The 23,861-nt window shown below is 48.9% G+C and carries 23 protein-coding genes; 8 read left to right on the top strand and 15 right to left on the bottom strand.

The window, feature by feature from the left end; genetic code table 11:
- Positions 1-40 precede the first annotated feature (40 nt).
- Entirely contained in the window at positions 41-907 is an 867-nt protein-coding gene (locus tag ABD07_RS00820) for a BPSS1780 family membrane protein (protein WP_240142351.1), read from the top strand.
- Between the two features lie 19 nt (positions 908-926).
- Here ABD07_RS00820 and ABD07_RS00815 read toward each other — a convergent pair whose 3' ends face one another.
- Both ABD07_RS00815 and ABD07_RS00810 read right to left on the bottom strand, forming a co-directional pair.
- Positions 927-3,125 carry a UvrD-helicase domain-containing protein gene (locus tag ABD07_RS00815; protein WP_160816700.1) on the bottom strand — a complete coding sequence of 733 codons (2,199 nt, stop codon included), beginning with the start codon at positions 3,123-3,125 and terminating at the stop codon, positions 927-929.
- Between the two features lie 151 nt (positions 3,126-3,276).
- The gene (locus ABD07_RS00810) at positions 3,277-4,146 is read right to left on the bottom strand and encodes a phosphoribulokinase (RefSeq protein ID WP_108698333.1); all 870 of its coding nucleotides are present in this window, start codon (positions 4,144-4,146) and stop codon (positions 3,277-3,279) included.
- A gap of 203 nt (positions 4,147-4,349) precedes the next feature.
- On the opposite strand from ABD07_RS00810, the gene ABD07_RS00805 reads away from it, so the two are divergent.
- The 3 genes from ABD07_RS00805 to ABD07_RS00795 all read left to right on the top strand — a co-directional run bounded on the left by ABD07_RS00805 (position 4,350) and on the right by ABD07_RS00795 (position 6,135).
- On the top strand, positions 4,350-4,892 hold the full coding sequence (locus tag ABD07_RS00805) for a hypothetical protein (RefSeq protein WP_160816699.1): 543 nt from the start codon (positions 4,350-4,352) through the stop codon (positions 4,890-4,892).
- 294 nt (positions 4,893-5,186) lie between these two features.
- Positions 5,187-5,711, top strand: a complete 525-nt coding sequence (locus ABD07_RS00800) for a hypothetical protein (RefSeq protein ID WP_160816698.1) — start codon at positions 5,187-5,189, stop codon at positions 5,709-5,711.
- 61 nt (positions 5,712-5,772) lie between these two features.
- The gene (locus ABD07_RS00795; protein ID WP_160816697.1) at positions 5,773-6,135 is read left to right on the top strand and encodes an exosortase system-associated protein, TIGR04073 family; all 363 of its coding nucleotides are present in this window, start codon (positions 5,773-5,775) and stop codon (positions 6,133-6,135) included.
- Between the two features lie 72 nt (positions 6,136-6,207).
- Here the strand turns inward: ABD07_RS00795 and ABD07_RS00790 are convergent, their stop codons facing one another.
- A complete protein-coding gene (locus tag ABD07_RS00790; protein WP_160816696.1) occupies positions 6,208-6,657 on the bottom strand; it encodes a hypothetical protein in 450 nt (149 codons plus the stop codon).
- 354 nt (positions 6,658-7,011) lie between these two features.
- On the opposite strand from ABD07_RS00790, the gene ABD07_RS00785 reads away from it, so the two are divergent.
- Positions 7,012-8,415 carry an alkaline phosphatase PhoX gene (locus ABD07_RS00785; protein WP_160816695.1) on the top strand — a complete coding sequence of 468 codons (1,404 nt, stop codon included), beginning with the start codon at positions 7,012-7,014 and terminating at the stop codon, positions 8,413-8,415.
- A 110-nt stretch (positions 8,416-8,525) separates the two neighbouring features.
- Here ABD07_RS00785 and ABD07_RS00780 read toward each other — a convergent pair whose 3' ends face one another.
- From ABD07_RS00780 to ABD07_RS00755, 6 genes are all read right to left on the bottom strand, one after another.
- Entirely contained in the window at positions 8,526-8,855 is a 330-nt protein-coding gene (locus tag ABD07_RS00780) for a hypothetical protein (RefSeq protein ID WP_160816694.1), read from the bottom strand.
- Between the two features lie 39 nt (positions 8,856-8,894).
- Entirely contained in the window at positions 8,895-9,356 is a 462-nt protein-coding gene (locus ABD07_RS00775; protein WP_108698339.1) for a hypothetical protein, read from the bottom strand.
- A 159-nt stretch (positions 9,357-9,515) separates the two neighbouring features.
- Positions 9,516-10,361: a carotenoid biosynthesis protein gene (locus ABD07_RS00770; protein ID WP_160816693.1), complete on the bottom strand. Its 846-nt coding sequence runs from the start codon at positions 10,359-10,361 to the stop codon at positions 9,516-9,518.
- 301 nt (positions 10,362-10,662) lie between these two features.
- On the bottom strand, positions 10,663-11,196 hold the full coding sequence (ppa, locus tag ABD07_RS00765) for an inorganic diphosphatase (protein ID WP_160816692.1): 534 nt from the start codon (positions 11,194-11,196) through the stop codon (positions 10,663-10,665).
- Positions 11,197-11,643: 447 nt separating this feature from the next.
- Positions 11,644-12,543, bottom strand: coding sequence for a hypothetical protein (locus tag ABD07_RS00760; RefSeq protein ID WP_160816691.1), 900 nt, complete (start codon positions 12,541-12,543; stop codon positions 11,644-11,646).
- 278 nt (positions 12,544-12,821) lie between these two features.
- A complete protein-coding gene (locus ABD07_RS00755) occupies positions 12,822-13,388 on the bottom strand; it encodes a DUF2780 domain-containing protein (protein ID WP_108698343.1) in 567 nt (188 codons plus the stop codon).
- Between the two features lie 493 nt (positions 13,389-13,881).
- Between ABD07_RS00755 and ABD07_RS00750 the strand changes: the two genes are divergently transcribed.
- Positions 13,882-16,323, top strand: coding sequence for an EAL domain-containing protein (locus tag ABD07_RS00750; RefSeq protein ID WP_160816690.1), 2,442 nt, complete (start codon positions 13,882-13,884; stop codon positions 16,321-16,323).
- A gap of 35 nt (positions 16,324-16,358) precedes the next feature.
- The gene (locus ABD07_RS00745; RefSeq protein ID WP_160816689.1) at positions 16,359-17,756 is read left to right on the top strand and encodes a PAS domain S-box protein; all 1,398 of its coding nucleotides are present in this window, start codon (positions 16,359-16,361) and stop codon (positions 17,754-17,756) included.
- A 70-nt stretch (positions 17,757-17,826) separates the two neighbouring features.
- On the opposite strand, the gene ABD07_RS00740 is transcribed toward ABD07_RS00745, so the two are convergent.
- From ABD07_RS00740 to gluQRS, 5 genes are all read right to left on the bottom strand, one after another.
- Positions 17,827-18,339: an aspartate carbamoyltransferase gene (locus ABD07_RS00740; protein WP_160816688.1), complete on the bottom strand. Its 513-nt coding sequence runs from the start codon at positions 18,337-18,339 to the stop codon at positions 17,827-17,829.
- Positions 18,340-18,485: 146 nt separating this feature from the next.
- A complete protein-coding gene (locus ABD07_RS00735; protein ID WP_160816687.1) occupies positions 18,486-18,938 on the bottom strand; it encodes a PAS domain-containing protein in 453 nt (150 codons plus the stop codon).
- A gap of 73 nt (positions 18,939-19,011) precedes the next feature.
- Positions 19,012-19,476: an SRPBCC family protein gene (locus ABD07_RS00730; RefSeq protein ID WP_108698349.1), complete on the bottom strand. Its 465-nt coding sequence runs from the start codon at positions 19,474-19,476 to the stop codon at positions 19,012-19,014.
- 24 nt (positions 19,477-19,500) lie between these two features.
- Positions 19,501-20,664 (bottom strand): FAD-dependent oxidoreductase, encoded by a 1,164-nt coding sequence (locus ABD07_RS00725; RefSeq protein ID WP_160816686.1) that lies wholly within the window; start codon positions 20,662-20,664, stop codon positions 19,501-19,503.
- 109 nt (positions 20,665-20,773) lie between these two features.
- The gene (gene gluQRS / locus ABD07_RS00720; protein ID WP_164502708.1) at positions 20,774-21,676 is read right to left on the bottom strand and encodes a tRNA glutamyl-Q(34) synthetase GluQRS; all 903 of its coding nucleotides are present in this window, start codon (positions 21,674-21,676) and stop codon (positions 20,774-20,776) included.
- A gap of 185 nt (positions 21,677-21,861) precedes the next feature.
- Here gluQRS and mpl point away from each other — a divergent pair, with 185 nt between their 5' ends.
- A complete protein-coding gene (gene mpl / locus ABD07_RS00715; protein ID WP_160816685.1) occupies positions 21,862-23,208 on the top strand; it encodes a UDP-N-acetylmuramate:L-alanyl-gamma-D-glutamyl-meso-diaminopimelate ligase in 1,347 nt (448 codons plus the stop codon).
- Between the two features lie 40 nt (positions 23,209-23,248).
- On the opposite strand, the gene ABD07_RS00710 is transcribed toward mpl, so the two are convergent.
- Positions 23,249-23,776: an adenine phosphoribosyltransferase gene (locus ABD07_RS00710; RefSeq protein ID WP_160816684.1), complete on the bottom strand. Its 528-nt coding sequence runs from the start codon at positions 23,774-23,776 to the stop codon at positions 23,249-23,251.
- Between the last annotated feature and the right edge of the window lie 85 nt (positions 23,777-23,861).

Below are 23,861 nucleotides of genomic sequence, written 5' to 3'. Positions count from 1 at the left end.
CTATTAAAACCGTTTACTGAAATTAACTGGAGAAACATTAATGGAAATTCATCAAGTTCACGCAAAACAGGGATTGCAATGGATTCTAAGCGGTTTCTACATGTTCCGTAGAGCACCGCTGGCTTGGATATTCGTGTGCTTTACCCTGATGTTGATCGCTATATCGATGTCATTGATCCCATTGCTGGGAAAATTCATTTTCACCTTGGTTTCGCCAGTATTTCTGGCGGGGATCATGCTGGGATGCAAGGACATGGAACAAGGCAAGTCACTTGATATGACACACCTCTTCGCTGCCTTCAGAACCAATGTCGTACCACTGATCACGATCGGCGGAATTTATTTGATCGGGCAGATTCTCATCATCGGTCTGGTCATGCTGATCGGCGGTTCGCAAATGACCGACATGATGCTTTATGGCAAGCGGGTCGATGAAAGTGAGCTGATGGGCGTGATGAGCAGTTTCCTGACATCTTCCTTGATTGCACTGACGCTTTCCATTCCACTGATGATGGCTTCCTGGTTCTCGCCGCTGCTGGTGGTGTTTGAGAACATACCGCCCGTTGTCGCAATGCAAAAAAGCTTTTTTGCCTGCCTGAGAAACTTCATTCCCTTTCAATTGTATGGCGTCACGCTGATCGTGCTGACCATCATCAGTGTGATGCCTTACGGCGCCGGCCTGATCATCCTGATTCCCACCATTTTCGCGTCCATTTATGTCAGTTACAAAGACATCTTTCTGAATGAACCCATCCGCTTCAAAAACAATCAATCCGAAGCGGATTTACAAAAAACCAATTGGGGCGAGGCTGCTGATAAACAACCGGAACAACCTGAGCCTGAAGTCAAACAGGAAACGACTACAAGCGGAAATAAACCGCAGGATAGGGATCAAAACGACCGCTGAGCGTGCGCATGCATGTGCGCTAAAGCGCGGTCAATTTGGCATATTCGAGCGACAGCCATTTCGCGCCGGCATGATCGAAATTGACCTGAACGCGCGCATCGCTGCCGCTGCCTTCGTAGTTGATGATAATGCCGGTACCGAACTTGGCATGCGAGACATTTTGTCCGATACGCCACTCTCCACCGGAAGATTTTGGCTGACCGTAGGCGGTTCTTGAAAAACCTGTTGCGGTTTGACCGCCACTATTGGAATAGTAGGCGCTTTGATTCATTCGCGGCGCTGATTGCAGCCATTTCAAGCAGTCTTGCGGAATTTCATCGAGAAAACGCGACGCAATGTGATAACGGGTTTGACCATGTAGCATGCGGCTTTGCGCAAAACTGAGATACAACCGGCGGCGCGCGCGCGTCATGGCCACATACATCAACCGTCTCTCTTCGGCAATGCCATTGACCTCATTCAAGCTATTCTCGTGCGGAAACAATCCTTCTTCCAAACCGCTCAGAAAAACGCTGTGAAATTCCAATCCTTTGGCGGCATGCACCGTCATCAGTTGCAACGCATCCTGACCGCTGCCAGCCTGATGTTCACCGGCTTCCAGCGAAGCATGCGCAAGAAATTCAGCCAGACTGTCATTCTCCGCCTCATGCACAAAGCTGGTCGCGGCATTGATCAATTCGTTTAAATTCTCCAGTCTTTCCTCACCTTCACGCTCCTTGCCATAGTGCACCAGCAACCCGCTATGCGTCAGCATGTGTTCCACAATGGACGGCAATGGCAAAGCATGGCAATACTGCCGCATGGTCAGGATTAAATGCGCAAACCCGGCGATGCCTTTTAACGATTCCGGTGATTTTTGCAATAAGCTATCTTCTCCACCGCATTTCTGTACCGCAGCCGTCCACAAGCTGCCGCCCAGCGTCTTGGCATCGTCCTGCAATTGCTCCAGACCGCGGGCGCCGATGCCGCGCGCCGGAAAATTAATCACCCGCAATAACGCGCTATCATCGTCGGGATTGGCAATCAAACGCAAATAGGCCAGTGCATGTTTAATTTCCTGCCGGTCGAAGAACCGCATGCCACCGTACACCCGGTACGGTATCGCGGCATTGAACAAGCTGTGCTCAAGCACTCGCGACTGCGCATTGGAACGGTACAGCAGCGCCATTTCCGACAAGGCGACACCTTCCGCGTGCAAGGTTTTCACTTCATCGACGATAAACGCCGCCTCATCGAAATCGTTCGGGGCATTGTAAACCCGCAATAACTCGCCCTTCCCTTCCGCCGTCCAGAGATTTTTTCCCAAACGCTCGCTATTGTTTTCGATCAAAGCGTTTGCTGCATCCAAAATATGGCCGTGCGAACGGTAATTCTGCTCCAGCTTGATAACCCGGGTAATGCCGAAATCATGCTCGAAGTCGCGCATGTTACCGCTATAAGCGCCGCGAAACGCATAAATACTCTGATCGTCATCGCCAACGGCAAAGACTGCGGCGGCATTTTTTGTTCCGGTACCGGCGAGTAATTTGAGCCATTTGTATTGCAGCGGATTGGTGTCCTGAAATTCATCCACCAGAATATGCTGGAAACGCTCGCGGTAATGCTGGCACAAGACTTCATTGCGGCTAAGCAGTTCATAACTACGCAACAGCAATTCGGCAAAATCCACCGCGCCTTCCTTCTGGCATTGCTGCTCGTACGCTTGATAAAACTCCAGCATGCGGCGCGAGTATGCGTCTTCGACCGTGACATACGCCGCGCGCAATCCGGCTTCCTTGGCATTATTGATGAACCATTGCACCTGGCGCGACGGGAATTTTTTCTCGTCAGCCGATAAATCTTTCAGAATGCGCTTGACCAAAGCCAGCTGATCTGCGGAATCGAGAATCTGAAACGCTTGCGGCAAACCGGCATCCTGGAAATGCGTCCGCAGCATGCGATGGCATAAACCATGAAACGTGCCGATCCACATACCGCGCGGATTCACCGGCAGCATTGCAGTAATGCGCGTGAGCATTTCCTTGGCCGCCTTATTGGTGAACGTCACGGCCAGGATGCCGTTCGGACTCGCTTGCCCCGACTGGATCAAATGAGCAATGCGTGTTGTCAGTACACGGGTTTTGCCGCTACCGGCGCCAGCCAGCACCAGCACTGATTGATGCGGCAGCGTGATGGCTTCGAGTTGCTGCGGATTGAGATTGGATAATAAAGAAGTCATGTGGCCGATATAGCCAGCAACAGACTGACTAGACTTGAAACCAAGGGGATCGAATGCATTTTCAACGCACTGATTAATCCGGAATACGATAAATCAAAGCTTGCACTCGATCTCGTGATTCACGAATTAACCGGCCGTTGGTTAGAAACTGCTATGCCCTGCTTTTGGCAACGATATCCAAAATCAGCGGGGTCAGTATCAATTCAATCGCCATACCCATTTTGCCACCGGGAACAACAATAGTATTGGGACGGGACATGAACGAATCATGGATCATTCTCAGCAGGAATGGAAAGTCCGTCGTCTCAGGATGTCTGAAGCGGATCACCACCATACTTTCGTCCAGTGTCGGAATTTCCCGGGCGATGAACGGATTGGAAGTATCGACCGTCGGCACGCGTTGGAAATTGATGTGCGTACGTGAAAATTGCGGCGTGATGTAATGCACGTAATCATGCATGCGGCGCAATATGGTGTGCGTGACAGCTTCAGCCGAATAACCGCGCGCATTCGTGTCGCGATAGATTTTTTGAATCCATTCCAGGTTGACGATAGGCACTACACCGACCAATAAATCCACATATTTGGCAGCGTCGGCGGTATCGCTCTTGGCGCCGCCATGCAGTCCTTCGTAAAACAGCAAATCGGATCCGGCTGGAATCTGCGACCAGGGTGTGAATGTTCCCGGTTTTTGTTTCCAAGGCTCAGCTTCTTCTTCGTTATGCAAGTACAAACGCTTTTGCCCGGTGCCTTTCTCGCCGTATTCTTTAAACAGCGCTTCCAATTTCTCAAATTCGTTGGCTTCAGGACCGAAATGGCTGATCGGGCGGTTTCCGTTTTTTTCTGATTCAGCTACGGCTTGCTTCATCGCTTCACGATCGTAGCGGTGAAAGCTGTCACCCTCGATCACCACCGCATTGAGCTTCTCGCGGCGGAAAATATGTTCAAAACTGGTTTTAACCGTTGAGGTGCCTGCACCTGATGATCCGGTAACGGCGATAACCGGGTGTTTTTGCGACATTCTTATTTTCTCCTAAAATATATATCACTATTAAAATTTTGCATCCTATATGATACCTTTTTTCTGCTAATCTTTGACAGGGATAATTGCTTTGCATTGAACTTTGTGTGAAAGAATTATACGAATCCACAGATCGAGAACTACCGCCGCTTGACCGCACGCAGTCCTTGAACCCGTAGACACGATAATGGAGTGAAAGCACCATGAAAGCAATCAAACAACTGATCATACCGTCGATAGCTTCCTGCATGCTGGGAGCTTGCGTCAGTTTACCAACCGGCCCCAGCGTCATGACCTTGCCAGGTTCCGGTAAAAGCTTCGAGCAGTTCCGCTATGACGATTACGAATGCCGCCGCTATGCCTATGAGCAAGTCGGCGGTGTAACGCCACGGCAATCGGCGCAAGCGAGTGGTGTGGAAAGTGCAGCGATCGGTGCCGGACTTGGTGCGGCAGCGGGCGCCGCCATCGCAGGCGGTGGAGGCGCGGCGATTGGCGCGGGTACCGGTTTGTTAGCTGGCGGGCTAGCCGGTTCGGGCACGGCCAGCACTTCCGCGTACGTCAATCAGCAGCGCTACGACATGGGCTATATTCAATGCATGTATGCCAAAGGACATCGTGTCCCGGTATCCGGCCGAATTAGCGGCGGTCCTCCCGCATATAGCGGTAGCGGCACGGCGCCTGCGCCATCCAATTTTACTCCGCCGCCTCCACCCCCGGGTAATCCCCCGCCACCGCCACCACGATAATTTTTCGCTTCGATTCCTGTATTGAAAGCACTAGCAAGGTATAACATTGCGGATCATCAATAACCGGAGTTTCAGTGTGGAGAGAAAAGCTTACGGTGAGGTTGTCATGAATCCGTGTTCAGCAGGATCGATCATTGCTTATCAAACAACCAATAACTCAGTATCATATTACGTTAGAATAGGCATCGAAAACGATCGCTGAACACCGGCAACCGGCGCTTCAGGATAGAAATCCACCATTCGTTTTTTGCCAATTACATTTGAACTTTAAGATAAGAACATAGGAGTAAAACTGTGCATCCGCTTGTACCTATTATCATGGCACTTGGTGCCATTCTGTTTTTAATTGGAATAATCGTTCAAGCCTGGTTTGGTGTGAAACGGACCAGCATCATAAAACTGCGTGGGAAGGAATATAAAATCTGGCAGTTTGTAGCAATCACTGTGGGATCGGGTGTAGCCCTGTTCATGTTCTCGGTCTTGATGCCCAAATACATGCCGTATGAGCCGGAAAAAGGTCCTCAGGTGGCGCAACCGGCATTACCCGGCAATCTGAAATATGAATTGGATTCCATTTTATCCAGTTTGAATATCAAGAACGATACGGTACTGAATGCTATCGACCGGTTCCAAGTAGAGTATCAAGCGGCATCGCAGAAAGGTGACAAAAACACCATGGATTTGCTCGCTTTGGAAATCGCCTACCGGATCAGAACGGAACTGCAAAACCGGGGACATGCGGAAAGCCGGATCGACCGTGATGTTGAAGGAATTCTGGGTATTTTGAAACAACCTGCCAAATCCGGTAATGGCAACTAAAAAAATCGCCCGGCATTTCGGTAAAATGAAAAATTCACTTAATTACTCGATAGGATTGACAATGAAAAAAACGATTCAAGCACTATTAATCGTCTGCACGATGCTTTTAGCAGCACCTCAATGGGTATTGGCCGATCAGTATCCGGACAAAGTTATAGAAAAACTGGGAAATGGCATTGCCAATGCAGTGACCGGAGTCGTTGAAATACCGAAAACCATCACGATTGTCGGCAACCGGGATGGCGTTGTTCACGGTATGACCGTCGGCTTTCTGACCGGTATCGCCAATGCGGTAGGCCGCTCACTGAGCGGAGCATTCGATATTGCGACCTTTCTGGTACCGACGACGCCTTTTGTCAAACCAGCCAACATCTGGGATGATTTCAACCGCGAAACCACTTTTGTCGAAGCGCACATGCGCTAATCGCTGCACTATTTCTGCCATTGCCCATTCTCAGCGGAATGCGCCGTGGCAGAAAACAAGCTTTGTTAAAAACTAAATGGATTTACCAAAATTTGCCGGTGGTGAATCCGCTTCCAGACATTCACTGAATACATAACTATCCTCCTCTTCGGCGAATCCCTCGCTTTCAACCAATACAAAACTGACGCAATCCTTCTTTTTGAAGGAATAGCGGTATTTATCGGGATGCCCTTTTTCCGGTAAAGCAATCTCGTGGAATAAACCATCTTTGATCCACCAGCGGCCGGATTCGGTAAAACCCTGCGTCGTTGCATCCGCTGCCGTGAAACTGAATTCGATAGAATAAGTGCCATCGGCATTTCGCGTTTGCGTCCAGCGTTTTATCGTACCGCCCTCTTCCAGGTATTCTCCTGTCCATACCCCGATCAGTTTGACATCAAGCGCAGGGCGCTGATTACCGGCTGTGAATGCAGAACAGCCAAGCAAGGCCATCGCCAAAAATGGCAAAACAAACAACTTCATTGATTCTCCTCTCATGACTGTTAATCCGAAGCATGCGCCATCCCGTTGCGGGGCAGCACTTAATCGCTCTAAATAAAATTATCGCATTTTTCCATCGCGATATTTTCTTCCTCGGCCAATCACAGCCGTAACCCTCCACACCGGCTATTCCGGCACCCGGCAGGTTCCAACCGATCCGGTAATAGTCCTGCAATAGGCACGTCACATCCCGTTCTTATAATCCATCGCGTACTGTAAAGCTATACCCGGTGTGAGCCGGGGACCGGAAAATCCAGGATCTGCAACGCAGATAGCCAGATTGCCTGTACTGATCGTCGAATTAAAGAATTTTTTAGATTATTTCGGGAGAATACAATGTACAAACAAAGAATACTCGCCACGGTCGTTTCCGGGGCGCTCATGATGATATACGGAGCACCGCAAGCCTTTGCCAGCAACAGTTTTGACAGCATTACTGCTTTATCTGGCAGCGTTCCCGGCGGTTCGTTACCAGAATCCAGTCCGTTTCTATTCGCCAATCCCACCTGGAGCCAAACTTCTATTGCCAATCGCGCCAATCAATTAAGCCAAGGCATCGATAACAGCGGCAACTGGGATATGATCACGGCCAACGAATCCGGTGCGGATGCAGGCCGTTATCTGTTCATGCCGTTTGAAACCGGATCCGCTGGCGTGCAACGTATCGATTTGTGGAATGCCGATTACAATACCCGCACCGTGACGCTGGTCGCATCCGGCACACAAAACTTCGTGGCCGGTGACGCTTCGCTCTGGACTCCCTGGGGTGGCTACCTGACCGCCGAGGAATCATGGGGCGCGGGCAGCAGCAAAGGACGTTTATTCGAATTGACCAACCCGGTCACTGCAACCGGCTCAGGTGATTCCAATTTTGTGCAACGCAGCATTCTTCCGCGCGTGTCGCACGAAGGGTTGGTATTCGACAAAGACAACAGCTTGTACTTCATCGATGAGGTGAACGGCGGCGGGATCTACAAGTATGTTCCGGCGAATCCGAATGCATCCAACGGCGACGATTATTTTACCGCCGGACAAACCTTCGTGATGCTGGTTAACGGCGGTAACAATGCCAACGCAACCGGCGCCATCACCTGGGCGCCGATTACCGATACCAGCGGCGGCGCGCTGCCCGGAGTCTCCATACTGAACGCCGACGGCACCATCGATGGCCGTTTGTCCGCCAACAATGTCCTCTCAACCGATTATCAACGCCCGGAAGATCTGGAAATCAAAACCTTGGAGAACGGCGATCAAATCCTCTACGTAGCCACCACGACCACGGATGAAGTATATTCCTTCAATCTCGCCAGCAATAACGCCAGTCTGTTTGTCAACACTTCCACGCTTGATCAAGCCACCGGCTTGGGCGTCGGCAGCGTATTCAAAAATCCCGATAATTTGGCGATCGATGCCAAAGGCAATATCTACATTGTGGAAGACCAGCCTGGCGGCTCCGCCGATATCTGGTTTGCTCAAGACGCGAATAACGACGGTATTGCCGAATCGGTTGGCCGTTGGGCTTCCCTATCCACTTTGGGTGCAGAACCGACCGGGCTCTATTTTGATAAATTCAACCCGAACATCGCTTATGTGAATGTGCAACATCCTTTCAGCGGCGATGACCGTACCGTGATGATTGCGGTGCCGGAACCTGAATCCTACGCGATGCTGATGGTAGGTCTTGGTTTGGTGGGTGCTTCCGTGTATCGCAGAAAAAATCCTGCACACGGCAATTCGTAATCGATCATTTCATGAAGTTCAATGCCAGCCGTATAATCGTGACATAGAACTTTGCAATGGACGGATCACCCCGGAGAAATCAGGGGTGATCTTTTTTAGAGAACAGCTTGTTACAGTAACGTAAAGCCAATTTCCTTATTCACATTATCCTTCACGGCAATCAGCGCCGAATTGATGGCCGCTTCGGCGGATAGAATGCCTAATCCTTCAATCGTCATCAATACCATCCGCGTCGCATTCTTTTGCATTTCCAAATGTAACTCAGCCTGTTCCTTATTGATTTTCCCGGTGGCTTTCAGCGTTCCGATCATCACCAATGTCTGCGCGAGTTTTTTCGCTTCGGCCTCGCCATAATCTTTGACATCGGGCCATTTTTCCGCGAGGCTGCCATTCAACGCAGCGAGTATGTCTTTTCCCAATTTAACCGCATCCAGGCTCATCATATTCTCCTCAGATAGATATCAATCGTTGCGCAGCAATTACTCGCCACGCCGTTTCGCAAACTCGAGCTTTAGAATTGCCGTAAAGCTGGTATTGAAGTGCGTACGCACGAGCGTGATTTGATCCTTGGATAAGCACGCGATCTTATGAAGCTTTTCGAGATTATCCAACTGACTGGCCAGCAACTGCGACTCTTGCGTGGTGATGTCATTTTTCGGAATTGCCGCAGCACGGACGGTAATCGCGCTAATGTCCACCTTGGCTTCATCATAAAATTGCTTATGATTCTCGTATGTGCACTCGGGCAGGTCTTCTACCGATTCCAGCGCCACCAGATGCGCTTCCGTTTTGCGCTGTAAATCAGTCACCGCTCTGTCGGTCGTCTCGTCATAACCGCTGACCAGTTTCACAGTACAACCGGATAACGCCAGCGTCACCGCCAGACAAACAGAAACTAAAAAAACGCCGAATCCCGGTATTCTTCGATCAATTTTCATCATTTGTCATCTCCTGATGGATATAACCCGGTTAATCAATGGATAAACCTAACTTCCTGGTTAATCTAACACCACTACCATAGTGCCTAAGTATGCATTGCTTGACAAGACAAACCACGGTTACCGTCAAATTTGCACCGGACCGGCGACCGGTTTGCAATTTCATGACTTATTCAGCGGTGACCAAGGATAATTTTCCAAATGCTCCTGCAATTCTTCCGCACGGTAGCGGTTGACCCGCAAAGCAGCCAAAACGATCACCATGACGACCGGGAGGGTAAAAATCAATATACCGGTCAGCGCGATCAGATACTCGCCGATCCACAGTGTGACTATCCAGTTAAAGATCAGTACCGACAAATACAAAACCGGCCCCAACAGAGAACGGAACGGCATGGCAAAAATCCCGCGCGGTGCTTTCCCGTCCCGCTTGCGATCTATCTGCTGCAAAGCGGCCACCAGCAGGAAACTGGTCAGCAGCCAGCCAAGGTAATTTGAAATCGGTACGCCAAAATGCAATCCTGCTTCGTAGTATCCGTAAATTTGCCCAAGAAACCAACGATTTCCCTGCAATGCCACCGGGTCGATGATGATATCCAGAAATGTCTGCAAAAAAGCGCCCAATACCAGTGCGGCCCAAGAATGCCGGATGGCGCGCGTCTCCAGCGTGATCAGATCCGCACCTTTGGTCGCTAACGGAGACAGAATGAACAATGCCGTCGTGTAGCTGCAGTAAGTCAGGAAAACGTAAGAAAGCGAATCGAAGAACGGCACTCCCCAAACCCACAGCTCCTGATGGCTTGTATCGTCGATGTAGTAGTACCAGCCGTAAGGAAATCCGGTGGTGATCGAGAGTTTCTCGGAGGTAAACGCGATCAAATATCCGGCCAGTGTAAAAGTCAGCGTCTTGCGCCAGCCCAAATGCGGCACACAAACCAGCAGAAATGCCGCAAAAAAAGTAAATACATAGGGACGCATGACAATGGTGTCAATTGCGGTATCAAACATGAATAACTCCTAGGCCGACGAACCGTTCAGTCCGTTCGATTTGAGGGAAAACCGCCTGTTCCGGCAATGTATCCGCGGCATCGGTCTGCGATTCCCAGCATCGTCACAACCTACCGGGTTTTATTGTCTGACTGATTTCGCTATCAAGGATAGCAATACGCTTAATCTGGCAGATGAACAGTACAGTAACGGAACGGAACGAAACAAGGCAACGCACATTTTGCGTTGCCGGATAGTATTCGCCGCTCAATCTGCTACTTTTGCCGTGCAGCCCGTATCGTTGCTTCGGGCACAGCAGTGATCAGTTTGAGGCTTTTGCCATGTCGATGGCGCGCATCACCGTGTCACGCGCTTCGGCGGAATCACCCCAACGGCCCACGCGTACCCATTTCTCCGGCTCGAGATCCTTGTAATGCGTAAAGAAATGTTCAATCTGCTGAAACACAATATCGGGCAGGTCGTCGCGTTCACACACATGGGCGTAATACGGAAAGGTTTTATTATCCGGCACGCAAATCAGTTTTTCATCACCGCCATGCTCATCCTCAAGATGCAGCAATGCAATCGGCCGGGCACGCACGACGCAACCGGCGAGAAATGGCGAACGGGCAATCACCAGCGCATCGAGCGGATCGCCATCATCGCACAAGGTGTGCGGAACAAAACCGTAATTGGCCGGATACCGCATGGGCGTATGCAGGATACGATCCACAAACAGTGCACCGGATTTTTTATCAAATTCATATTTGACAGGTTCACCACCGGTCGGTACTTCGATGATGACGTTGACATTGTTAGGCACATTTCCGCCTACAGGAATAGCGTTGATATCCATGGAATTGCCTTTTTACTAGGTTTGAAGTGAGAGACAGAAGTTGCCGCTCATTGGGTTTGAGTGTACTGAGGAGTGAAAAGGCTGTCAAACCAGCGTTGAAAAAACCGCACATCACCGCCAATGCGCCAATCCAGCCGCTTAGAAATTGCGTGCTGCTAGATTTAGCAGAGAATGATCCAGCTCTATCTGCCGATGCATCCCCAATCGCAGTGTTTGCAAATGTTCTTGCTACACGGTTTTCTTAAACAGCTCCAGTAAAAATTGATATAACCACGATCCGCCGTAAGCGATTGCGGCGACCATGAGTATCACCGCAGCGCCATAGATGATTTTGTCCATCACACTCTCACTCCTCTCAGTTTTTCAAGCGATGCCCGCGTCAGATGCCGAATTCGTATACGCAGATCAACCCCGGCAGTTTACTCGTTTACTGGTTGTTTTTAGACGCTAGTTCTCAACGATGCAATCTTTCCCGGTCATTTTACTCAGGATGGTATTGTATAGGCTGGCATTCTCCAGTGCAGGCGTAGAAGCGAGCAGCCCGGACATTTGCAAGCAACTGGCGCGGGGCGCATTAATCACCGCCAGTATCAGGAAATGCGTAGGTGAATCGCCAGCAGCCACGCGATCGAAAAGATCTTGCGGAAGCGCCGCATTGGCGGCGAGCGCCGACAAAACATAGGTTTTATATAATCCCTGACGAACGGGATCGGCCGCATGGCTATCGTTCATCGCCGCCGCTATCAATTTTTCCATGATGGCGCGGGAGATTTTTTGATTACCGGCCAGCCCTGCAACCCGCTCGTAAGTGAGCGGCCCTGCCGCGATTCCTTCCAAAGCCGCCAGCGGCATATTGGCATTGGCGCCAGCACGCTGCACCACGGCATCATCGCCGGACATGGCCAGCCTCTCGAGCATGGCCGGTGGCGTCGATGGATGCTGAGCCAGCGCGATTTCCACCTCCCGGCGACCCCAAGGAATCCAGCGTTGATTTACCGCTTCAAGCGCTTGCGGTGCAGATCCAGGATTCTTGGCAACCGCTAACGCATGCTGTTGCACGAAGAAAACTAACCCCGCGAGCAGAAGTGCGGTTAGGAATATGGCAGCAAATTGTACATTTCTGCTATTCCATGACGCTTTGCCGGAACGTAAATCGAGCAATGCAAAAGCGCTATAAACCAACGCCCACCCCGCGCCCGCTGCCGGAAAACCATAGAAAGGGATCATGATCAGGCCAATAGCGGCGGTTGAGCTGACCGACGTAAAAACAGCCTGCACAATGAACACCGTCGCACCAGCGAACCCCGCATAAGCGCCCGCTTTCAGAATAGTTGTCCGATTTTGCATCCTGTCCCTCTTCTGGAACCACCTTATCCCGAGTGCTTGCATTGCAAAATACAATGCGCTCCGATTATCAGCATCTTACAGGTAACGGCAGAATCCGGAGAAAAGTGCCGGATAGGTTGTTTACGTTTTATGGCTCGATTCGAGGTGCAGTAACGGTACACCACACCACACTACACTACACTACACCTCGGCTGCAACGGCACGAACAAGGCACAAGTCACTTACATCGTGTGACTTGCACTTGCACTTGCTCGTTTCCGTTAATCAAACGCTGGAATTTAGCGGGAAGTCAAAGCGGATTGCAGCAGATTGGCCGTTGCCTGTCCGCTTGTTTTGCTCACATAATTGGTAATCACCGGAATGAATTTTCCTACCATATCAGGGGAAAGATTCAATTGCTGAAAGGATGCGGCAAGCGCAGCAGCACTGCCAAGTGTGCTATTACCACCCGCTAACGCGGATAGATTGGACATGGCGGGGGCTGCGCCCAGCATTGTATTCATTCCGGGAACGGACCGAGACAATGACGAAAATGCCTGCGGATTCATATTGCTTTGCGCCATTTGAAATATCGCCCCGGCGCCACCTAGAGCCTGTTGCGGCGAAACACCAAGACGGTGAGCCAAAATATCCACCAGACCAATCTGCGCAGCTCCTTCAGCGTTACCGGCAACCGCAGCACCGGCATTCAGCACTTGTTTGCCGCTCTGTGCTGCGTTTTCTATCGTTGATAGACTTTGATTGACCGCACCCACAGGATTCGTACCGCCCGGATTGGTCGCGCAGCCCGTCATTGCCGTTAAAATGATCACGGCGCCTAATTGAACGTAATTGCTTTTTTTCATCATAACTCCTTCTCGTGTATAGATATGTGATCGATGGCTATAGTCATAATACATGTGTGCTGAACATAAAAAATATTTTAGCCTCTCTAAACTAGCAGAGTTAATAATATCCGATAACCTACCATAGTTCCTTGGCAAGTGCATCAGGCTGTTTCCCGGCGCCCTTCAAATTCTTTTAAATCCACGTTAACCGGCGCATTGCCGGTGCGTAGCTGCCTAAAACCCGAAACCACTCAAGGTTTCTTTAATACGCGTGTAAGACAACGCTGATATAAATTTATTCTGCTTTTTGTTAACTTGTTTTCCTCCTTCTTGATTCCTTCCACACAACGTTCCGGCATTTTAAACATAGTTATCAATCGAGGATGTTTGTTCAAGCCAATACATTACGTTCCCCAATTTATTGGCTTTTAGAAAAAATCACCGCGGAAGAGGTATTGAATTTCAAGTAATTGTCTATTCGAAATAATTATTGGCAGGAGGCTGGGCACGTATGAGCGGATACATCAAGATACTGATTGTCGAGGACGAAAAGATTGTTGCGCTTGACCTGAAAAGACGTCTGACAAAATTAGGCTATCAAGTCACGGGAATGGCTGCCAGCGGTCAGAAAGCACTGGCGCTGGTGGATCAGGAGATCCCCAACATTGTGTTAATGGACATTCATATTCAAGGTGATATGGATGGCGTTGAAGTGGCGGACCAGCTGCAAAAAGCGCATAGCATTCCCATCATTTACTTGACCGCCTACTCCGAAGAAAAAACCGTGACCCGGGCGAAAGCGACAAAACCCTACGGTTATTTGTTAAAACCATTCTCCGACAGAGAACTGCACATCATCATCCAAGTCAGTATCGAGCGTTACGAAAACGATATTCTGCTAAAAAAGAATGAACAACATTTTCGTCTCGCACTGGAGGCAGCGCGATTAGGCACTTGGGAGGTGACGAGAGAATCTCGTGAGATATTCATGGGTAAAAGCACCGAAGGAACGATTGAGCCGATATCCGACTGGGAAAGCTTTTTTCTTTCGATAGACGAGACCGACCAGCCGAAAGTATCTGACTTTATCGATAGGCTGCGCAATAAAAAGGGGACCGCTGCGGAAATTGAATTTCGCGTGAGCCCGGATAGCAGAAAAAGTTACTGGTACAAATTGTATGGTAAATCATTCAAAAATAGCGATGCAGGCAAGCATCAGATCGTCGGCATCTTGCAGGAAACGACCGAGAGCCGTCTGGCGAAAGACCGGTTAGCGCAAGCGGCAACTGTGTTCAAATGTGCCTCGGAAGGCATCATTATTCTGAATAAAAATAGAAAATTTAATTGCGCCAATAACGCGTTTTATAAAATCACCAAGTTTCAGCCTCATCAACTCCAAGATAAGGAGTTACCGTTTCTTACCAGCCATTCCTTGGGCGAAAATACTTACAATAATATATGGCAAAGCATTGATAAGCGTGGCCATTGGCGAGGGGAAATCACGGCTTTCAAAAAAAATAATGAAACCATGTATGTCTGGCTGACGATTGGACTCATTCCCGCTGAAGCGAGCGAAGAACAGCAATTTGTCGTCATGATTTCGGATATCACGACCATCCGTGAGACACAGGAACAGTTATCGCATATTGCGTACTACGATAATCTGACCAACTTGCCTAATCGCATGCTGATCATGGACCGGCTCCGGTTGGCGCTGGCAAAGGCTATCCGGAGTTCCTCGTTTCTCGGCGTATTGTTTATTGACCTCGATAATTTTAAGAGAATCAATGACACCCTGGGACATTCGCATGGCGATTCGATGCTTTGCCTGGTTGCGCAAAGAATGCTTTCGGTGTTGCGGCAAAGCGACACCCTGGGTAGATTGGGCGGTGATGAATTTATCGTTATCGTGACGAATGCCGAATCCCGCGATGCCTTGGTCACAGTCGCGGAAAAAATACTGGAATGCCTGTCCCATCCAATCGTCATCAACAACATGGAAGTCATCCCATCATGCAGTATCGGTATCAGCGCATACCCGGATCATTCCTTACATCCCGATGAGTTAGTGCAAATGGCGGACACAGCCATGTACGAAGCAAAAAATAAAGGGCGTAACAGTTACGCTTTTTATCATCCGTCGCTGACTCAAAAAGCCGCTCATTATTTAACGAGAGAGCGGGAATTGCATCATGCCTTGATTAAAAATGAATTTCGGCTGCATTATCAACCGCAATTTTCATTAGCGCAGAAAAAAATAACCGGCGTGGAAGCTTTGATCCGCTGGCAACACCCGGTAAAGGGCCTGTTATCCCCAGCTGAAATTATTCCGGTCGCTGAAACGAGCCGGCTGATTGTAGAAATCGGTAACTGGATTCTGGCCGAAGCGTGCAGGCAACTCAAACAATGGCGAGACGAAGGTTTTAGCGATCTCCGCGTGGCTGTCAATATCTCCATCCGCCAACTTGCCGATAAAGATTTGCAGCAATTCATCGCGAAACTGTTACAGCAGTATGCATTGCCAGCTCACTCACTGGAATTGGAAATCACCGAATCCTGCCTGCAAAATGAATTAATTTATATCCGCTGCCTGGAACAACTGGAAAGCCTGGGCATACCGATCTCCATCGATGATTTTGGCACCGGCTACTCCTGCCTGAGTTCATTGAAGAATCTTCCGATACGGCGGCTGAAAATCGATCAGAGTTTTGTCAAGGGCATTCCTTACGATACGAATGATTGCGCCATTGCAGCAGCTATTCTGGCACTGGCGCAGAAACTCAATCTGCAGGTAACTGCCGAGGGTATTGAGACATACGAGCAAGCTGATTTTCTTGGCAACCTTGGTTGCGATGAGCTGCAAGGTTATTTACTGAGTAAACCAGTTGATGCTGAGCAAATACCTTATTTGCTCAGAAAATTACCGGATCGTCTGAATACTCTAAAATCTTAGGCTTAGTCCCATTCTCACAACAGGATCAGATATATATGCCGCCAACTCGATTTGGAAATTTCAGCAATACCGCAGAAATGATGCATTTGGCAGTAGAAGCTTCCCCTAATGGCATGGTCATGACAGACTGCGATGGAAAAATCGTTATGGTGAATTCCGCCACGGAAAAGCTATTCGGTTATTCCAGGCAGGAATTAATCGGCCGCTCGATCGAAGTGCTTATTCCCGCGCGCTTCCGTCACCATCATCCCGATTACCGGCAAGCTTATATCAGCGAATCAAAATCCCGTTCCATGGGTCATGGCAGGGATCTTTACGGTTTGCATAAAAGCGGTAAGGAATTTCCGGTTGAAGTGGGTCTGAATCCGGTAGAAACCGAGCACGACGGCATTTTTGTGCTGGCTGCCATCGTCGATATTACCGATCGCAAGCACGCCGAGGAAATGATACATCTCGCGGTCGAAGCTTCCCCGAACGGCATGGTGATGACCAATCATGAAGGAAAAATCATGATGGTCAATACAACGACCGAGGCGCTTTTCGGTTATCAACGCGAGGAATTGCTCGGTCAATCGATTGAGGTCTTGATACCGGAATCTCACCGTGCCCACCATCCGGCGTTAAGAAGCGATTTTATAAAACATCCCAGTACGCGCGCTATGGGGCATGGCAGGGATCTTCACGGGCAACACAAAAATGGCAAAGAATTCCCGGTCGAGGTAGGCCTGAACCCGATCCGAACACCCAGAGGGGTGATGGTGCTTGCTTCCGTGATTGATATCACTGAACGCAAATCTCAAGAGGAACAACTCAAAGCCGCGTTAAAGGAGAAAGATTTATTGCTGTCGGAAATCCATCACAGGGTTAAAAACAACCTGCAAATCATCGATAGCCTGCTCGGCATGCAATCTGACATGTTGAATAATAGTGCTGCCATATCAGTTTTAAAAGAAAGTCAAAACCGCGTGAAATCCATGGCTTTGATTCACCAAGTGTTATATCAATCATTGGATTTTTCCCGTACCGATTTTTCCAATTTCATTCAATCCCTGGTTGATAACTTATCCGTTTCCTATGCGCTGGATACATCCAGAATCGTAATAAATATCGATACCGATCCGGAGGTGCTGCTTCCCATTGATGTCAGCATTCCGTTAGGGCTGATCCTGAACGAGCTGTGCACGAACGTGATGAAGTATGCGTTTATTGAGAACCGCTGCGGCAATATCGATATCAGCCTTAAGCGCCAGAATCCGGGACAGCTGCTGGTGTGTATTAGTGATGACGGTGTGGGGATACCGGACGATTTCGATATTGAAAATACCCAAACCCTAGGTTTACAGCTTGTTCAATTACTCAGTGAGCAGATCTCCGCAGAACTCACGATCCAGCGTAAGAACCCGACTCGCTTTTCGCTGATTGTTCCACTCTGAAAGGATTGTATTGCTTAAAGTATCGCAAGTTAGCGCTGAAACCCGCGGTATCGAATGCATGCGATACGGATTATTTACTGGGTGGATGCTGATGCGGCTGTCCGGGTTCGGCATGACGGGCATGATCGCTTAACTGCGCATCAAACCAGCGGTGAATTGCATGGATAAGTTGCGGTGATTCTGAGGAATAGCCGATTTGCGCGCCGATAGGGAGCACTTTGTATTCAATCTTGATTTCTCCCGGATTGGCTGCTTTTAATTCAGCCAATCCGGGCATGTCTCCACCGTGAATTTTTTCCGGGCTCGAGAAATTACCTTGCTTGAATTCATTAGCAATTTCAGACAGATGTGTTCTGATCAGACTGACTTGTTCCTGATCCGATATGTTTTTGACGGTAACCTTCTGAATGCCTCCACTTTCAGTCTTGGTAAAAACATGCACGGTCTTTTCCAAATCAAACGGCATGACATGAGCACCGCGTTCCGCCACCTCGTTCAGTCGTTTTTCATCCGCTGGCGCAGCAGCAATCGACACCGGCAAAAGAAAAGCCAGCAGGAAAGTTACAGTAATCAGTTGATTCATTTTATTTCTCCGCTGCGATGAACTGACAAAACTGATCGGATTGATGGAGTCAACCGCATATTGAGCAAATCCTCCACCTCGTTTGACTTTTTCATGCGCGGGTAGTGCGGTTTTTATTGATTCGGATGCTGCTCATACATCCGGCTTTATCGCTTGAGTGCCGCCAGTTGTTCCTTCAACGCCTTTATTTCCTCTTCCGCACGGATTTTCGGGGTGATGTCTAATTGCACGCCGAGGAAATAAAGTAAGTTTCCGTGCGAATCAAAGAGCGGGGAAACCAGTAAGTGGTTATAAAATAACTCACCGTTCTTACGAAAGTTTCTCAGAACCACTTCCACCGGTTTTCTATGCTTTATTCCTTCCTTCAGCTGCTTAACACCGGTCTGATCGTGTTCATCACCCTGCAAGAAACGGCAGTTCCTGCCTACCGTTTCCGCTAACGTATAACCGGTTATTATCTCGAACGCTTTATTGACATAAACCAAAGGCATGTCCTCTTGATCGGGATCAGCCAGTGTTACACCGTTCACACATGAATCAAGAATCTTGGACAATACTTGTGGAATTAATCCAGGGTCTTTTTCAACGATAAAATCCATGATCTTCTCTCCAGGTTAATCAACTGTTAGCATAATTAAATACGTACGAACGGGCCTGCCATTTCGAATCAACCTACTCCGCCTCGATCAGTTTCTTGATATTCTTGACAGTTCTTTCGGTTCCATCTTGAACAGCGATACGCACCAGCTTCTCAAACGGCCTGACATGCAGATCCAAACTCAGCAACTCAAAAATAAAAGTTATCCGGCTATCGGAAGCATTCACTGATTCAATGACATAATCACACCGGTACGGATTGGAAACGCCTTCAAAACAGATACGCGCGCCAATATCAAAAAATTTAACTTTGAAGGTCGACTCCGAACGATTGCCTTGATCGATGCGGACTTGACGGCAGACGGTTCCTATTTTTATAGGACCATCGGTGATTTTCTCCAATTCCTTAACTTCCGGAGACCATCGAGGATAATTAATAAGCAGATCATTACCGATAAAATTGAAAAGTTTATCGGTGGGACTTTGAATTATTGCACTGGCCTTGCCAATTACAGGGCTGTCTTTGAACAAACCAAGCATAAAATGCCTCCCGCACGGTGTTTGCTAAACCAAATAGGTATCGATTCCTGCCAATAATAAGTCATATTGCGCCTCAACAATTTCTTTAATCGCTAAAGCCGGAATACCGGTGATCAAGTTACCTTCCGCAACCAGCCAACCTACCGCATCCGACGGTCCCAAGCTCACCACATAACCCAATTCATGATGAAGATAAGGCTCGAGCAATCCGGGGAATCCCGCATGCCGCAGCACGTTACGCGCCACTAATTTACCTTTCCGGACAGCGGATTGCGCGGTCAATGTGTTCGATCCGAGCGACTGGTAATACGAACAATCACCCGCTACAAAAATATTGGGCAGCGGCTTCTGATTAACTATAACCTGTCCGAAAGCATTTGCGGTAAAAATATTGCGCTGCTTTTTTCCCAAAAACAGCAGGGTCAAATTGGAAGGCAATTCAAACTGCTTTTCAGTCACTTTTTCCGTCAGTAAAATTTTTCCGCTTTGCTGTGCACGGTAATACGTAGCCGGATAAAAAGCGATATTCATATCCCGCATGCGGGATTCCGCATAAGTACCAAACCCGGCAGGAAATTGCTCCAGCACATGTTCACCTGAATGGATAAGGCGTAATTCCGCCTTATGTCTGATCCGATCGAGAAATTGCTTTATTTCAAACAAAAACTGTATTCCCGTGGCTCCTCCGCCCACAACCGAAATCGACGGCTGCGGTGAATCACTCCGGTCGAGCAACCTGGTCAATAAATCCGCTCCGCTCACCGTGGTAAAATCGTGCAGATTCAGCAGATTGCCGTTATCGTTATGATCATGTTCCTGGCTCTCGCAACCGCTCGCAACGATCAAATAATCAAAATCAATCACTTCACCATTCACCACCAGCTGCCGCTCGTCCTGATAGCTCTCCAACGCGCTTTGATCAAAGCTCAGTGCTGCCGGAGTATGCCGGCATCCGTAACGACTTACGATATCGGCAAAAGGAACCAGCAAATCGGCGAGCGGATAGCGAAATGTTTCATGCAAGTGCGTAATCTTCAGATGCTGCGTTTTAGGATCGATCAGCGTAATGTCGGTATCTGGCGCAAATTGTAAAAGATTGGTCAACGCGGCAAGACCGGCATATCCGCCACCGGCAATAACCACCTTCAATCTTTCTTGCTTGGAAATATTAAATGGCAGAAAAGCCACGGTAACTCCTTACCTTTATCTATGATGAACGCAAAACCTTGCCAGTATTGTTAACTTGAACCCGGCTGCACTACAGCCTAGCATACTTACCGGCTGCATGGCTTTATCTTTATACCACACCGTTTGGAATTTGATTCACGCGCCAATTTTGTATGACCCAACGCCAAAAAGAAGCAATATCGCCTTGCAGAATTTCCAGTGGCGGCTGCTGACCCAGGAAATTCAGCGCATCAACTAGCTCCTGTAATGCCTCGGCGGTATTCACCGAAGCAGCGTTTGTTTGCTTGCTGAGCTTCTCCCCTGCTGCGTTTGTGACCACGGGCAAGTGCATGTAGTGCGGTATCGGATAACGCAGCAGCTGCTGCAGAAATATTTGCCGCGGTGTGGAATCGATGAGATCCGCGCCGCGAACCACATGGGTAATATTCTGCGCGGCATCGTCCACAACAACCGCAAGCTGATACGCATAAATTCCGTCGGCCCGTCGTAACACAAAATCCCCCACTTCACTGCACAGTTTCTGCGTATACAGTCCCTTCAAACCATCGTGAAACGTAATGATCTCATCATTAGTTTGAATACGCAGCGCATGTGCATTTTGTGGTGAGGCAGGATTATTCAGGCAGGTTCCGGGGTAAATGTAACCATATAAACCGGTGATGCTGGAATCGGCGATTTCCTTCCGGGAACATGTGCAGGGATAAAGCAAGCCTTGTTCATTCAAAACCTGCAAAGCGTCCCGGTATGCCTCGGAGCGGCGGCTTTGGTAGATGACTTCCTCGTCCCACTCCATACCCAATTTCTCAAGCGTATCCAAAATTTGCTTGGCCGCTCCGGGCACTCTACGTTGCAAATCGACATCCTCAATCCGAACCAGCCATTTGCCGCCATGAAATTTCGCATCGGCATAGCTGCCTACGGCCGCGACCAGCGAACCCAAGTGCAGCGGTCCGGTCGGTGATGGCGCGAATCGTCCGCGATAATTCACGTTAATCGATCGAATACTTTCCATCTTTCAATCAATGCATTGAAATTAAAAGAATAATTACCACTGCGCCATTTCCTTCCAGCTGTTCTATGAAAGAATAAAGTATCAACAACTTCCGGTATTGCCCTGTCATATCCATTATAATTGCCCAAACTTGCCAATCATATTAGTGGTTTCCAGTCAGCAGAATCAAGAATTTCAAACCAATCATGCACATTCATATACTCGGAATTTGCGGTACCTTCATGGGCGGCATTGCAGCCATTGCACGCGAATCCGGTCACACGGTGACGGGTTGCGATCAGGATGTCTATCCCCCCATGAGCACGCAACTTGAGTCGCAAGGGATCGAATTAATAGCGGGTTATTCACCCGAGCAGATCCGGTTGCAGCCGGATATTTTCGTCATCGGTAACGTCGTTACACGCGGCAATCCATTGATGGAGGAAATACTCAACCGGAATTTACCCTATATTTCCGGCCCGCATTGGCTGTCGGAAAATATTCTACGGCAGCGCTGGGTGCTTGCTGTGTCCGGTACTCACGGAAAAACAACGACCAGCTCCATGTTAGCTTGGATCTTGGAGTACGCCGGATTGAATCCGGGATTCCTGATCGGTGGAATTCCCGAGAATTTCGGCATTTCGGCAAGAATCGGGAACACCTCGCCTTTCTTTGTCATTGAAGCGGACGAGTACGACACGGCATTTTTTGATAAACGCTCCAAATTCGTTCACTACCATCCGAAAACTGCAATACTGAATAATCTTGAGTTCGATCATGCGGACATTTTTGCCGATCTTGCAGCGATTGAACGACAATTTCATCATTTTGTGCGAGTTATTCCGAATAACGGTTTAATCGTCGTAAATGGCAAAGATCCAAATCTGAGGCATGTCCTCAAACAAGGCTGCTGGACACCGGTGGAAGAATTCGGTACTGAAAGTGGCTGGCATACCAAAGCGCAAACAAACAATACGATCGATATCTATTGCAACGAAACATTACATGGTTGCTTGCAATGGGATTTATTGGGCGAACATAACCGTATGAATGCCCTGGCTGCGTTGATCGCTGCGCGGCATGCCGGAATACCGGTCAACGTAAGCATCGAAGCATTAGCGCAGTTCAAGAATGTTAAACGCCGCATGGAGAAACGCGGCACGGTCAACGGTATCTCCGTTTATGATGATTTTGCCCATCACCCGACCGCCATTCAGACAACAATCGAAGGCTTACGGACTCATACCGGTCAAGCAAGGATTATCGCAGTCCTGGAACCGCGTTCAAACACCATGAAAATGGGGGTATGGAAAGATTCGCTTGCGCAGAGTCTGAGCGAAGCCGATCAGGTGCTCTGTTTCACCCGCGATGCACACTGGGCTAAAGATGCCATGCTACCATTACATAACAAGGCGCGTTGTTTTGATGATCTGAATCAGCTCGTCCAAGCGATCGCAGCGATCGCAGTGCCTGGCGATCATATTTTAATCATGAGCAACGGAGGTTTTGGCGGTATCCATGAAAAAATACTATCCGCATTAGAGCAAACGTAAAAATCCGTTCAAACTAAAAAGAATGCTATAAACGGCGTATCTAATCGCCTTCAAACTCGCACAACGCAAACACCGGACATCCCAAATTTTCCAGCCGGGCTTTACCGCCCACATCGGGCAGATCAATCACAAAGCAGCATTCCACCACTTCACCGCCCATATCCCGGATCAGGCCAACAGCAGCTTCAGCGGTTCCACCGGTCGCAATCAGATCATCCACAAGCAGCACTCGTTCTCCCGGCTGGATCGCATCGACGTGAATCTCAATCCGGTCACTGCCATATTCCAGTTGATAGTCTCTTCCTATGGTTTCCGCCGGTAATTTATTTCGCTTACGAATCGGCACGAAGCCTTTACCCAGCTGATAGGCCACAGGCGCGCCGATAATAAAACCGCGCGACTCAATGCCGACGACTTTATCAATCTCCACATTGCTGTAACGCTTTGCAATTTCCTGAATGGTTGTCCGCAGTCCGATGGAATCTTTTAGCAATGTCGTGATATCACGGAACATGATGCCGTGATGGGGATAATGAGGAACCGTACGAATATGGGATTTAATCGTCATAAAGTTGTCGCAAGCAAAAATGAAAACTCAAGGGGTCAAAACGGCAAAGGCCTCAACCCATAACAGGTTGAGGCCTTTAAACACT

The organism is Nitrosomonas oligotropha (assembly GCF_009833085.1).
In the GTDB taxonomy this organism is placed as follows: Bacteria; Pseudomonadota; Gammaproteobacteria; order Burkholderiales; family Nitrosomonadaceae; genus Nitrosomonas; species Nitrosomonas oligotropha.
This window is presented reverse-complemented; position numbering and strand designations above follow the sequence as displayed.